This is a genomic window from Pseudidiomarina sp. (genome assembly GCF_048267825.1).
Lineage (GTDB): Bacteria > Pseudomonadota > Gammaproteobacteria > Enterobacterales > Alteromonadaceae > Pseudidiomarina.
Window position 1 is genome coordinate 160410 of record NZ_JBLWWR010000003.1, and the last position, 13664, is coordinate 174073.

The 13664-nt window shown below is 47.7% G+C and carries 11 protein-coding genes; 4 read left to right on the top strand and 7 right to left on the bottom strand.

The features are described 5' to 3' along the window. Window positions 1-34: 34 nt before the first annotated feature. Both rmuC and ACN0UN_RS04900 read right to left on the bottom strand, forming a co-directional pair. Window positions 35-1405: a DNA recombination protein RmuC gene (rmuC, locus tag ACN0UN_RS04895; RefSeq protein WP_417658987.1), complete on the bottom strand. Its 1371-nt coding sequence runs from the start codon at window positions 1403-1405 to the stop codon at window positions 35-37. Continuing rightward, window positions 1398-2909, bottom strand: a complete 1512-nt coding sequence (locus ACN0UN_RS04900) for a fumarate hydratase (protein ID WP_128351977.1) — start codon at window positions 2907-2909, stop codon at window positions 1398-1400. The genes rmuC and ACN0UN_RS04900 overlap by 8 nt, the downstream gene beginning before the upstream one ends. Window positions 2910-3063: 154 nt before the next feature. On the opposite strand from ACN0UN_RS04900, the gene pabB reads away from it, so the two are divergent. The 3 genes from pabB to ACN0UN_RS04915 are packed head-to-tail and all read left to right on the top strand — an operon-like array spanning window position 3064 to window position 6391. After that, window positions 3064-4413, top strand: coding sequence for an aminodeoxychorismate synthase component I (gene pabB, locus ACN0UN_RS04905; RefSeq protein WP_417658988.1), 1350 nt, complete (start codon window positions 3064-3066; stop codon window positions 4411-4413). Then, window positions 4403-4999 carry a CoA pyrophosphatase gene (locus tag ACN0UN_RS04910; RefSeq protein WP_417658989.1) on the top strand — a complete coding sequence of 199 codons (597 nt, stop codon included), beginning with the start codon at window positions 4403-4405 and terminating at the stop codon, window positions 4997-4999. Before pabB ends, ACN0UN_RS04910 begins: the two co-directional genes overlap by 11 nt. An 18-nt stretch (window positions 5000-5017) precedes the next feature. Further along, window positions 5018-6391 (top strand): L-serine ammonia-lyase, encoded by a 1374-nt coding sequence (locus ACN0UN_RS04915; protein WP_417658990.1) that lies wholly within the window; start codon window positions 5018-5020, stop codon window positions 6389-6391. A gap of 22 nt (window positions 6392-6413) precedes the next feature. On the opposite strand, the gene cysB is transcribed toward ACN0UN_RS04915, so the two are convergent. Further along, the gene (gene cysB, locus ACN0UN_RS04920) at window positions 6414-7388 is read right to left on the bottom strand and encodes an HTH-type transcriptional regulator CysB (RefSeq protein ID WP_417658991.1); all 975 of its coding nucleotides are present in this window, start codon (window positions 7386-7388) and stop codon (window positions 6414-6416) included. An 80-nt stretch (window positions 7389-7468) separates the two neighbouring features. On the opposite strand from cysB, the gene ACN0UN_RS04925 reads away from it, so the two are divergent. Beyond that, the gene (locus ACN0UN_RS04925) at window positions 7469-7807 is read left to right on the top strand and encodes a translation initiation factor (RefSeq protein WP_417658992.1); all 339 of its coding nucleotides are present in this window, start codon (window positions 7469-7471) and stop codon (window positions 7805-7807) included. On the opposite strand, the gene ACN0UN_RS04930 is transcribed toward ACN0UN_RS04925, so the two are convergent. The 4 genes from ACN0UN_RS04930 to ACN0UN_RS04945 all read right to left on the bottom strand — a co-directional run. Further along, window positions 7804-9459 carry an ATP-binding SpoIIE family protein phosphatase gene (locus ACN0UN_RS04930; RefSeq protein ID WP_417658993.1) on the bottom strand — a complete coding sequence of 552 codons (1656 nt, stop codon included), beginning with the start codon at window positions 9457-9459 and terminating at the stop codon, window positions 7804-7806. The two genes, ACN0UN_RS04925 and ACN0UN_RS04930, sit on opposite strands and share 4 nt — an antisense overlap. Before the next feature lie 5 nt (window positions 9460-9464). Then, on the bottom strand, window positions 9465-9770 hold the full coding sequence (locus ACN0UN_RS04935) for an STAS domain-containing protein (RefSeq protein ID WP_128351984.1): 306 nt from the start codon (window positions 9768-9770) through the stop codon (window positions 9465-9467). Between the two features lie 147 nt (window positions 9771-9917). Beyond that, a complete protein-coding gene (locus tag ACN0UN_RS04940; protein WP_339877744.1) occupies window positions 9918-11207 on the bottom strand; it encodes an amidohydrolase family protein in 1290 nt (429 codons plus the stop codon). After that, window positions 11204-13664 (bottom strand): amidohydrolase family protein (locus tag ACN0UN_RS04945; RefSeq protein ID WP_417658994.1); only part of this gene is annotated, 2461 nt, incomplete at its 5' end. The genes ACN0UN_RS04940 and ACN0UN_RS04945, both read right to left, overlap by 4 nt.

Sequence of the window (13664 nt, forward strand, 5' to 3'; positions counted from 1 at the left end):
GCGCCACCTGTTGTTCTTTGTCTTATTCTTTGTCTTATTCTTCGTCGTTATCTGTTTCGTTATTATTGAGTAATTTGCTATCGATTTGCTTGGACGATTGCACACCCAGTTTTCTGAAATTCTCAACCCGCCCTACTAAATTACCTCGGCCTGTCGATAACTTATTCATCGCACCGTCATAGTGTTTTCTTACGCTGTCGATGGCATTACCAACTTTTTGCATATCTTCAATGAAACCGACAAACTTGTCATAAAGTTTGGTCGCCTCCGTTGCAATGACCTGCGCGTTTTGATTTTGGTATTCATATTGCCAAATATTATTAACGGTACGCAGCGCCACCAGCAAATTGGTTGGGCTCACCAGCATAATGTTGTTGTCTAGCGCCAAGCGAATTAATTCAGGTTCGCGATCAACTGCCAACAAAAATGCCGGTTCAATTGGAATAAACATCAAGACATAATCGAGGGTACGAACGCTTTCTAGCTGTTGATAGTTCTTCTTTCCGAGCCCTTTTATATGATTGCGCAACGAACTCACGTGTTCAGCGAGTGCAGCCTCGCGAGCAGCGTCATCGTCGCTGTTAAAGTAACGCTCATAGGCCACCAGCGATACCTTGGAGTCAATCACCACGTCTTTGTTATTGGGTAAGTGAACAACAACGTCAGGTTTAAAGCTTTTGCCGTCTTCATCACGGTGGTGCGATTGGGTTTCATATTCGTTTCCTTCACGCAAACCGGATTGACTCAATATTCTATCGAGCACCACTTCGCCCCAATTGCCTTGAGCTTTCGTATCACCTTTTAATGCCCGCGTGAGCGCTTCAGCTTCCGCGGCCATTTGCTTGTTCAAATCACGTAATGTATTCACTTGAGTCGTCAGTTCAGAGCGTTGCTTCAGCTCTTCGGTATGCTGCTGCGTTACCTGGCTTTTAAAGGCTTCAAGTTGTTGTTTGAACGGCGCTAACGTGGTTTCTAAGGTTTGCTTACTATTGGCTTGTAAACGCTCCGACTTTTGCTCAAAAATCTGCTGAGCCAAACGTTCAAACTCGTTTTTTAATCGCTCTTCGCTCGCTTCAAGAAGCTTTTGTTTCTCTTCAGCGCTTTGTATTTTCGCACTCAGTTCTGCGCGCGCCCCGGCAAGCTCGGCCTGCAAGTCACTACGCTGCTGTTGCGTATGCTGTAACTGCGCCTCAGCACGCTGTAAGCGCTGTTCGTAATCACTGCGCACCTGTTCAGCTTGCTCGCGCAATTGTTGCAGTTGGCTTTCCAAAAAGGCTTGCTGTTGCTCAGCTTCTTGGTGTTTTGCTCTCACACGTGGCGTGACGACTAGCCACGCCACGCCGAACCCAACTATAGCAGATGCTACCGCACCCGCCGCTAACTGCCACAATTCGAGATTAAGCATCTGCTGCTTCCAATTTTACCCGCCAAATAGCTGGGCCGGTTTCGTGAGCGTTTTCGCCCGTGCTATCAACTGCCACGGTGACTGGCATATCTTCAACTTCAAATTCGTAAATCGCTTCCATACCGAGATCTTCAAATGCAACAACGCGTGCCTTTTTAATGGCTTTTGCAACCAAATATGCTGCACCACCAACGGCCATCAAATAAACCGCTTTATGTTGCTTAATACTTTCAACGGTTTCAGGGCCGCGTTCAGCTTTACCGATCATGCCAAGAATACCGGTTTTATCCAGCATCAGGTCGGTGAATTTATCCATTCTTGTTGCGGTTGTCGGCCCTGCAGGCCCCACTACCTCATCACCGACAGGATCAACAGGCCCAACGTAATAGATAAATTTATTGGTGAAATCCACCGGTAATGATTCGCCATTATCAAGCATATCCTTAATGCGCTTATGCGCTGCATCGCGTCCGGTTAACATCTTACCTGACAACAACACGGTTTCACCGGTTTTCCAGGTTTCGATATCAGCTTGGGTTACGGTGTCCAAGTTTACTCGGCGTGCATCGTCACCTAACTCAAACGTGATATCTGGCCAATCGTCCAATTTAGGTGGCTGAAGATCGGCCGGCCCGGAACCATCAAGCACGAAGTGTGCATGGCGCGTTGCTGCGCAGTTTGGAATTAAGGTAACTGGCTTCGACGCCGCATGCGTTGGTGCGGTTTTTATTTTCACATCCATAACCGTGGTCACGCCGCCAAGCCCTTGTGCACCAATGCCTAGCTTATTCACGCGGTGATAAATTTCTAAACGCAATTCTTCTTCGGCATTCTGTGCACCGCGGTCCAATAGCTCTTGTATATCAACAGGGTCCATCAGGGCTTCTTTAGCAAGCACAGCTGATTTTTCGGCGGTACCACCGATGCCTAATCCAATCATGCCCGGCGGACACCAACCAGCACCCAGTTTTGGCATTGTTTCAACAACCCAGTCGGCAATATTGTCACTTGGATTGAGCATGGCCATCTTCGATTTATTCTCAGAGCCACCACCTTTTGCCGCAATCATAACTTCAATATTCGCACCCGGCACCATATCAATATGAACCACTGCAGGTGTGTTATCACCAGTATTCTTGCGCTTACCTGCTGGGTCAGCAACAATGGATGCACGCAATGGATTGTCGGCATTCATGTAGGCACGACGGGTTCCTTCGTCAACCATTTGCTGCACGGTCAGATCGGTTTTATCCCACTGCACACCCATACCTACTTTCACAAAACAGGTCACAATTCCCGTATCCTGACAGATTGGGCGGTGCCCTTGAGCGGACATGCGTGAATTCGTCAGTACTTGTGCAATCGCATTTTTTGCGGCTTCACTCTGTTCACGATGGTAAGCTTTTTCGAGCGCTTGCACGAAATCTAAGGGGTGGTAATAAGAAATATACTGCAGCGCATCTTCAATGCTCTCAATAAAATCAGCCTGACGAATAATAGCCATGAATACCTCGAGTTTTGACTGGGTTCGATTTCCAGAGGGTAACGTTAAGTTGACGCTATGATAGCGTTTTGTGGTCGCGCTGACCAGTTTCCTGCGCGCCTTAAAAAGGTACTTTATGATATGCTGACACACAGATACACAGGGGAGATTTATTGTGCCTTTAGTTGCGGTTAAATTACCTATTTCAGCACCCTTAGCTGAGCTTTTTGAGCGTTGTGCTAATGAACCATGGGCGCTGCTGCTTGATAGTTGCAATAGTGCAGCTGCCAAGTGGGATTTCATTTTCCGCCAACCGCTACTCACAGTAACTCGTGCTGAAAACTGGCCACAGCAGCTTGAACAAGCGATAGCTTCAGTGCCGGATTACAAAGGCCCGAAGCATTTACCATTTCAGGGCGGCATTGCGGGAGCATGGAGCTACGATGCAGGGCGAGCGCTGGAAAAATTGCCCAATATTGCAGCACACGATATTCAACTACCGGAAATTGCCGTAGGTGTTTACACTCAAGCATTAATGCAGAATCGGCGCACCGGTGAAACGTGGCTGCTTGCACCTGAGCAGAAGCTCTCGGCACTGCGTGATTTTTGGCAACTGCCCACAGCACAACGCCCAAAATCGCCCACCTTTAAATTATTAACCCCGTGGCAAAGTAATATGACTGCGGTTGATTACGCCGATAAGTTCAGTCGCATTCAAAGCTATTTGCTGGCGGGGGATTGCTACCAAGTAAACTTAGCGCAACGGTTTAGCGCACTGTTTGAAGGAAGTACCTGGCAAGCCTATCAGCGTTTACGCGAGCATAACAACGCGCCATTTTCAGCCTATTTCAATCTTCAACGCGGTGCTCTTCTTTCTTTATCACCGGAACGCTTTTTGGCCATTGATGCATCTGGCAAGGTAGAAACCAAGCCGATTAAAGGCACGCGCCCCCGCGCAGACGATGCGCAAGAGGACACAGCCCTAGCCGACGCATTACAAAACTCGAGCAAGGACCGTGCTGAAAATGTCATGATCGTTGACTTACTGCGCAACGACCTAAGTCGGCTCTGTCTACCGGGATCGGTTCAAGTACCCAAACTGTTTGCAATTGAATCATACCCAGCGGTGCATCACTTAGTCAGCACCGTAGTGGGTCAACTCAACTCGGCAAAGCAAGGCATAGCATTACTTGCTGAGTGCTTCCCAGGTGGATCAATTACGGGCGCCCCAAAAATTAGGGCGATGGAAATTATCGACGAGCTGGAGCCGCATCGTCGTAGCTACTATTGCGGCAGTTTTGGTTATTTTTCCAAGCATGGTAATGCCGACACTAATATTGCCATTCGCACGCTCGTAGCCAGCCAGGACGATAGCCAACATGGCACCATCCACTGTTGGGCTGGTGGCGGTTTAGTGGCTGATTCTGAATGCGCCGCAGAGCTGCAAGAAACTCGCGATAAAGTGGCTCGTATATTACCTGTTTTGGCAGACCCTGAATTCGGTGAAGCTAGCCATGACGCGTGATGAGTTTCTACACCGATTTCAGCTGCATCCAGCGCCATTGGTTAAGCGTCCACTGATGAAGCGGCTACGCCCTGCTGCGGTGCTGATTGCGCTACTAGAACGCGACAACGAGTTGCATGTGGTACTAACGCAGCGCAGCGCTCAGTTGCGACACCATGCTGGCCAAATCAGTTTCCCCGGCGGTCGGCAAGAGCCTCATGACCGTGATTTGTATGACACTGCAGTGCGCGAGGCCCATGAAGAGATTGGCTTAAATCCGAACGACATCCAATTGGTCGGACAGCTGCAAGATTATCCAGTTATCAGTAATTTTTTAATTCGCCCCTACGTTGTTCTGATTAACCCGCGCGCGCCTTTTGTGCGCGAACAGCGTGAAGTGGCTGAAATATTCACGGTACCGTTGCGCGAAGTTCTGCACCAACACAAACATTATGTTTACCGACTGCGGCGCTTTGTTTACGATCAGGTATACTTTATCCCATATCAGCAGCGAAATATTTGGGGTGCCACTGCAGGAATTTTGCGTGAACTGGCTGATCACGTGTATCCTGAAAGGCAATTACTCTATCGTCCTTTAAATGACTAATGGAAACGAAGAAATTTTATGATCAGTGTTTTTGATATCTATAAAGTTGGAATTGGTCCTTCAAGTTCACATACAGTGGGCCCGATGCGTGCCGCTTACGAGTTTCTGCAAGCGGCAGATAAAGCTGTAGGTTTAAGCAACGCAGACGGTATTGTTATTGAACTCTTTGGCTCGCTTGGTCAAACCGGTAAAGGGCATGGTACTGGCAAAGCCGTCATTTTAGGCTTGGCTGGCGAATTACCTGAAACCGTTGACACGACAACTGTCGATGACTTCTTAAAAAGCACGTATGAAAGCCAAAAGCTGAACCTGCTAGGTCAGCACGAAGTAAATTTCCCGCGCGAAGGGGCCATTGTGTTCCATCGGCGTAAAACGATGCCGCGCCATGCGAATGCCATGGAATTAAGACTCTACCAAGGCGATGAGGTTATTTACAAAGACCTCTATTATTCAATTGGTGGTGGGTTCATTGTTCGCGATGCGGACTTTGACGAAACGCTTGAAGAAGCAATTGAGCAGTCGAGCAAGCCCATCCCCTACCCGTTTGACAGTTGTGACGAGCTACTCAAACATTGCAATGAGCACGGTATGCGTGTCAGCTCGCTCATGCTGGCAAATGAGAAAGTGTTTCGCAGTGAAGCGGACATTCGCAAAGGACTCATGCATATCTGGAAAACCATGGATGACTGCATCGATTGCGGCATTCGTACCGAGGGTATTTTACCTGGCGGCCTAAAAGTTCGTCGCCGCGCACCGGGGCTCTATCAACGGCTTAAAAATGAACGAACTTCTGACCCGATGCAAGCAATGGATTGGGTTGATTTATTTGCACTCGCCGTAAACGAAGAGAATGCTGCGGGTGGCCGTGTGGTTACCGCACCAACGAACGGTGCTGCTGGTATCATTCCTGCGGTCATGAAGTATGCCGATAAGTTTATCGCGCCACTTGATGAAGAAACCATTGTTCGCTTTTTACTTACCTCTGCGGCGATTGCCATTTTGTACAAGAAAAATGCTTCTATTTCAGGCGCCGAGGTTGGTTGTCAAGGTGAAGTGGGCGTTGCCTGTTCAATGGCTGCGGGTGCTTTGGCTGAGCTAATGGGCGGTAATGTAAGCTCGGTTGAGAGCGCGGCTGAGATAGGTATGGAGCATAATTTGGGCTTAACCTGCGACCCGGTTGGCGGCCTCGTTCAAGTTCCATGTATTGAACGCAACGCAATGGGATCGATTAAAGCCATCAACGCGGCGCGTTTAGCCTTACGCGGTAGTGGTGATCATAAGGTATCGCTCGATAAAGTTATCAAAACGATGTGGGATACCGGCAACGATATGAAAACCAAGTACAAAGAAACTGCTCGTGGCGGTCTCGCGGTAAACATTATTGAATGTTAGCGGTGTTCGCACTGCCCATCTGTTATAGGGTGGGCAGTTCAATGCCCTTAAATAATCGATCTATTTCTTCTTGTGACTTCTTCGCTATCGCGTCATCAACGCGAGACCGTGTCAGGTGCGGCGCAAACCCTTCAAGAAAATCATACATATAACTTCTTAAAAACGTGCCTTTGCGAAAGCCTATTTTAGTCGTGCTTGGCGCAAACAAATGCTCGGCAGGAATGGTTTTTAGGTCGGCATCAAAACTTGAATCAATCGCCATACTCGCGACAACCCCGACGCCCAATCCCATACGCACATAGGTTTTTATCACATCAGCATCTGTTGCTGTGAATACCACATTGGGTTTAATACCTGCTTCGTTGAAAGCTCTGTCCAACTCTGAACGGCCCGTAAATCCGTGTACATAGGTAACTATCGGGTATTGCCCTAAATCAGTAATACGAACTTTATCAAGCTTCCCTAACGGATGGTCTGGTGGAGCAATAATAGAACGATTCCAGTGATAACACGGCAGCATAATCAGATCTTGATACAAGTGCAGCGCTTCGGTTGCAATTGCGAAGTCAGCTTTACCTTTTGCTGCAGCTTCACTGATTTGTTCCGGTGACCCTTGATGCATATGCAAAGTAACGCTTGGGTAGCGCTGCATAAAATCTTTGATCATGGTTGGTAATGCATAGCGCGCTTGCGTGTGTGTTGTCGCAATGTTTAATTTACCTTGGTCAGGCTGCGTATACTCGCCCGCCACCGAACGAATTGCTTCCACCTGGGAGAGAATTTGGCGCGCAATGGTAATAACTTCCTGACCAGCCAACGTGACCTTGGTAAGATGCTTGCCGCTGCGTTCGAAGATTTGCACACCCAGTTCGTCTTCCAGCATGCGCACCTGTTTACTAATCCCCGGTTGGGATGTATATAAACTATCAGCGGTCGCCGAAACATTGAGATTATGATTTAATACTTCGACAATATAACGCAGCTGTTGCAACTTCATTGAATTATCCAACATTGATTACTTATGCCAAAAATATATAACACCTACCCTATTTATTCCAAGTTGAATTTGAGGTAATTGTGAGCAGCCTACACGAACAATTGAAAAATCTGGGATTTAACGCACCCGAAAAGCATGACCAAGCAACCGTCGAACAATCAGAAACTCCACTCGACACGTCGCAGCCTGTTCGTATTCAACGGCAAACCAAAGGCCGCAAAGGAAAAGGGGTTACGGTAATTTTTGACTTGCCTGATAACCCTGATTTACTCGCTGAATATGCTTCTGCACTTAGAAAAACTTGTGGTGTCGGGGGGGCTGTAAAAGACGGAACCATTGAGTTGCAAGGTGACCAACGTAACAAAGCAAAGCAATGGCTAGAGCAACGTGGTTTCAAGGCGAAATTCGCGGGTGGTTAAAACGAGTATTTAAATGAAACCGTCCGCGTCGCTTGATCCCAGTGTAGATCGGTTGTCATTTGGCGTAATAATTCGAGTCCGCGGCCATAGCTTTGGGTTAAATCGTGATTATCGTTCCTGAGCGCGACACCGGCTCCGCTATCCGATACTTGAACTGACAACTGTTTTTTCGTGGTTTCAAAGCCGACGCGTATCCGTATTTCGCCTTCAGTGAGCTCGAGCAGACGTTCCTGGCGTAACTGATAATATTCAGCAAACCCTTCAGGATCGTGCTTTAACGCTGAGTCTAAGCCTAATAAACCGTGTTCCAAGGCGTTGTTAAATGCTTCTGCTAAAAACAAATAAATTGTAGTTCGATGACGGCGTAAGTATGGCAATTGACTTAATGCTGAAAGAATATGACCTACGGGGTCAATTGTACTCAAGTGTTCAGGCTTCAGCAGCACATCCAAACTAAACGGAAGTCCGAACTGATCCGGCTCCGGCGCAGCTTCGCCGAGCCCCGTAGGTAAACACGTTAGAATAGCCAACGAGAGATCATCATGCAGTGGCGTTTCGCCCCTAAAGTGCTCAAGCTCTTCAACCAATCTTGAAAAATCTTCAGTGCGGGGATACTTACTCAGCAGTACTTCTAATGCATCCGAACCTAAAAACTTCTGTTGATGGCCCAGTAATTCAGTAACACCGTCGGTGAATAGCGCGATTGAGCTGTTTGGTGGCGCTCGGAAGGTTCCCACACGGCTATCAAATTCATCGTCATCAATAACTCCCAGCGCCATGTGAGCGGGCGGAAGACGTTTTAAAATGATTCCCTGCTGATCAAACAACAATGCCGGTGGCATGCCGCCATTCCAATAAGTAACGCGTTCACCATTGGCTGAAAGTTCGAGCAAGAACGCCGCGCAAAACATGTCGTTTGGCAACAAACGGTTCATCCGAAAATTGAATTCGGTCACCATTTCGGCAACTGAAACACCGCGATCGGCCATCGCAAAAAATGCCTGAGAAAGCGGTAACGCTCCCGTTGCTGGCGCTAGGCCATGCCCAGTAAAATCTGCCATAAGCATATAAATATTGCCCAACGGCCCCGGCGATATGAGGCAGAGATCACCATTAAACTTTGAGACTGGGGTTAAATAGGTATGCACGTGTTTGAAGTCGAGGTAGTTACGGCTCAACGCATTCTGGAAAATATGCTCGACCAATTGATGTTCACGTTCTACCCGGGCTTTATGCCACTCGAGCGAATGTTTCATGGCATCAAGTTGCGCATGCGAGTCTTGCAGGCGCCGTAGAATATTAATACGCGTGCTTAATAGTTCCAAAGGAGCCGGCCACAACAATACATCTGTCACTTGGCCAGCATACTTAGCAAGCAAACCCGCTGTGTTGCTAACCAGCAGCGCTATAGGGTAGCTGCGGCGCAACAACGCCCCGACAGTAGCGCTACAATCAGCTTCACCATCGATAAGCAGCAACACGGGGTGCTGCGGCAACTCGGCCAATCCTAAAAAGGTTTCCGGCGCGTACCAGGACACCTCAAGCTCACTATGCTGGTCAAGTTTACTTGCTACTGCTTGTGCAAATACCGAACCGTCGCCAACAACACATAGCGATGCTATTGACGGTGACGGTTCAACGAACGTATCCATAGTATTTATTCAATCACAAATAGCTTATCGAAACGGGAAATATCTAAAATACTTCTTACTTCAGGCCGACAGTTAATAATGTGAATTCCTTTAACCGACTTACCCAATGATTTTCTCATATTCAACAACATACCGAGTGCGGAACTATCTAAGTACTCAGTTTCACGCAGGTCAATAAAAACCGTTGGTTGTTGATCGCCTACGTTACCGTATGCCTGTCGAAACTCCTGTACTAGCCCAAAATCAAATTTCCCTTTTATAGCGATAATGAGCTCTTTGCCGTCGTTGGCAAACTGGCGGTGTAGTGGCATAGCAAATTCCCTCGTTGATTCGTTACCCTCAAATACTGCCAATTGCTGAGCATTAACACAATAGTTACTTTTGTGACTTTTGCGAAAACACAAAAAAAAGCCAGACTATTTGTCTGGCTTTCAATAAAGACTGATTACATCGGTACTTTATTCAGGTTTTTGACGATACTTCTGATACAGCTGATTATGACGATTGTTAAGGTCAACTTCAGCGCCATCAATGAACATCATCTGCACGTCTTGCCCTAATTGGTCCATTACATCGCCTTGCGAAACAAATAGCGATGCGTTTTTACCAACATCAAGCGAGCCAATTTTATCAGCGACACCCATAACTTCCGCAGGCTTGATTGTAATAGCCGCCAGCGCCTGATCTTTATCAAGACCAAAAGCGACAGCGTTACCAGCTGCAAAAGCTAGGTTTCGGATATCCCACCAGCCCGTTGAGTAAGCGATTGAAAAATCGACGCCTGCAGCAGCGAGTGCAGCTGGCGTTGAATACGCTTGATCATACGCTTCATCATGGCGGGTTGGTAAACCATAGGGTTCGCCATAAACAACGGTAACGTCATTAGCAGCAAGTTTATCTGCAATACGCCACGCATCGCGTGCGCCAACAAGCACAAGATCAAAGCCCCATTCACTTGCAAACTCCATGGCAGCGTCCATTTGACGCTTGTCGTTGGCATGAACGAATAGCTTGCTTGAACCGTCAAATAAACCGGTCATGGCTTCCCAACGCACATCAGTACCGTTTAGCTTGTTCGCTTGTTTCGCATCGAAATAAGCCTTGGCATCTGTGAAAGCTGCTTTAAGTTTGCTTAGATTCTCAGCGTTTTCTTTACGTTGCTCTTCTGGTGAGCGTCGTTCCCACCATGAAGTGTTCAAACCAACGCGTGGCCAGTTGACATGCACACCAACATTAAGCGCTTCGGCAGCATCTTCGTAGGTCCAACCGTCGGTTTGCAGCAAGCTTGAACGGCCCGCAATTAAATTATTTTGCGGCACAACTTCGGCATGGGTAATCCCATTGTACCGAATGGTTGGGATAACCTCAGAGTCTGGGTTATAGGCCGTATGCCCACTCACCTCTGGCGTGATTTGTCCAACTTCGCTGGTATCGTTTGTTGCACGTACAGCACCAAGTTCAATCAAGCCAAGCGTTGTATCCAGAGCGACTAAGCCCGGATAAACTTGTTTGCCACTTACATCGATAACGCGAGCGTTTTCGGGTACCGACAAATTGGCGCCAATGGCCGTGATTTTACCGTTTTCAAATAACAAATCGGTATCTTGCATTACACCGTTCGTTACTGTGTGCAAAGTGCCGCCCTGCAGCAATATCGGCTGTTCTTGTGCCTTGCCTGGTACCATGTCGTTCGCAACGACTGCTGCACTTAGGCTGGCAGCAACAACGGCTGTTAGTAACTTTTTCATAGCTGCTCTCCTTCATGTGCGTGAGCATGAACAGTAAATTGGTCGCTCCAAACGTCATGGTTGTCTTCACAATGCCATGTTGGTTGCGGTTTCTTATAACCGTCACCGTTACCATTGCGAGCGATTTCTGGGCTGCTCAGGAGCTTCTGAATCAACTGTTGCTTCTCAGTTTGCAATTGCCCACGCAACTGCATGTCACGCTCACGATCAAAGTATTTACGCGCATTGATCCATGTTTGCTCAACCGACGAGTAAGCACTCAAAGGGTGTCCGTTCCAGATTACGAAGTCAGCATGCTTACCTTCTTTGATGCTACCAACGTACTCATCAACTTTCAGTTGCTTCGCTGGATTCAAGGTAATCATCTTCAACGCTTCGTGCTCTGACATACCACAGTAAGTGACTGACTTTGCCGCTTCAGTGTTTAAGCGACGCTGTAAATCGTTACTGTCCGAGTTAATACTGGTCAACACACCTTTTTCAGCCATTAAGCAGGCATTTTGTGGAATCGCATCGTAAACCTCGAATTTAAACGCCCACCAATCAGCAAACGTCGATGCGCCGGCACCATGTTTGGCCATTTCCGAAGCAACTTTGTAGCCTTCTAAAATGTGCGTAAACGTGGTTAGTGTGAAGTTAAACTCTTCAGCTAAACGAATTAACATGAGAATTTCAGATTGCACATACGAATGTGCATGCACAAAGCGCTGACGCTCAATAATTTCCAACAATGTGGTTAATCGATAATCACGGCGTGGCGCCGCTGTTTTAGCTTTCTCACTGCGGCTGAGCTTGTTATAAGCGTCCATCCGCTGCTTGTATTCGCGTGCTGCGGTAAAACCATCACGCATTACAGCTTCAACACCCATACGAGTTTGCGGATAGCGTACCGTAAATGTCGTGCCCCAATTGCTTTGTTTTACGTTTTCACCCAACGCAAATTTAATGCTTGGCGGTGCCGCATCAAATTTCATGGTGTTCGCATCACCACCCCAACGCAGTTTAATTACCTGAGCCTGGCCACCAACAGGGTTGGCCGAGCCATGTAACAACTGTGCCATGGTTGTGCCACCAGCAAGTGAACGGTATACATGGATATCATCTGGATTCACCACATCACCGATACGTACCTCTGAGGTAATCGCTTCTGAACCCTCATTTACACCGCCTTCGATAGCAATGTGAGAATGCTCATCAATGATTCCCGGTGTTACATGTTTACCCGTTCCATCAATCACCGTATAACCTGATGGCGTGCGCAGGTCTTGCCCCACTTTATAGAACTCACCATCGCGAATCAGCACGTCTGCGTTTTCAAGAACACCCGCGTCGTCTGCGGTCCATACTGTTGCATTTTTAATGTGCACATTTTGGCGCTCAGGCAAGCCATCCAAGCCATAAGCAACGTTCGGGAACGTTAAACGGCTGACATACTCTTCTTTCGCTTTTGCTTCCTCAGACTGCTCACTCGCAGCTTCTGTACGCTGAGCTGTCAGTGGCAGCTCGCGGCCATCAGGCGCAATTGCGACACCGGTATAACCATCCGCCGATGCTTGCTCAATACGCATGCGCCAAGCACCTTCCAAACCAGCAAAATCAGCGTCAACCACAAAATCTAACGTTGCTTCACTGCGGTTCGCACCACGGATTTTGGTACCGTTAAATTCACCCGATACTTTTTTGCCGTCTTTGAGTACAAGTTCAGCTTGTTGATTGGCAACTGTAACTGTAAGCGTGCCACCGAAATCAGCTTGATGCATCGGCTCTAGCTCAACTTGCTTGCCCTGTAACCACACTGATTTGATGGTGCCATTGGTAAACAAATCGCCTTTTGCGATAACAAAGTCTGCCATATAACCAGGTACTAACTTGCCAGCTTTATCGGCAACACCTGCAATGCTTGCCGGTACTGTTGTTAACGCAGCAAGTGCTTTGTCTTCGTTCAACCCGTGTTGCACTGCCCGACGTAGGTTCGGCCAAAAATCATCAGCCTTTTTCAACTGATGCAAGGTAAATGAAAAGTCGATGTCAGCTTGGGCTAACGCTGCGGCATTCCCTGGCGCACGTTCCCAGTGACGTAAATCAGCAAGACTAACGTCGAGATGATCATCCACACCATTTACTTCTGGCGCTGCTGGAAAATCTAATGGGAGAATAATTGACGACTTGGTGTTTTTAATTGCATCTAAACGCGCGTATTCATAGCCAGACCCCAAAAAGGTAACCGGCACATTGAAATTCGAAAGCACGTCGCTTGCGCGCAATAAAGAACGGTCATCAGTCACTTTAAACACTAAACCTGTTTGCTCAATGTCGCCCAGCTCAGCCAGCGCAGCATTGTATTCCACAGGGCCGTTATACGTATCTTTGCCATACGCTTGCTCGTACCAATTCGCATCAGATAAGGTCTGGCGAATCAGTGCAATTGAACCCATCAATGACGACGGATATTGTTGC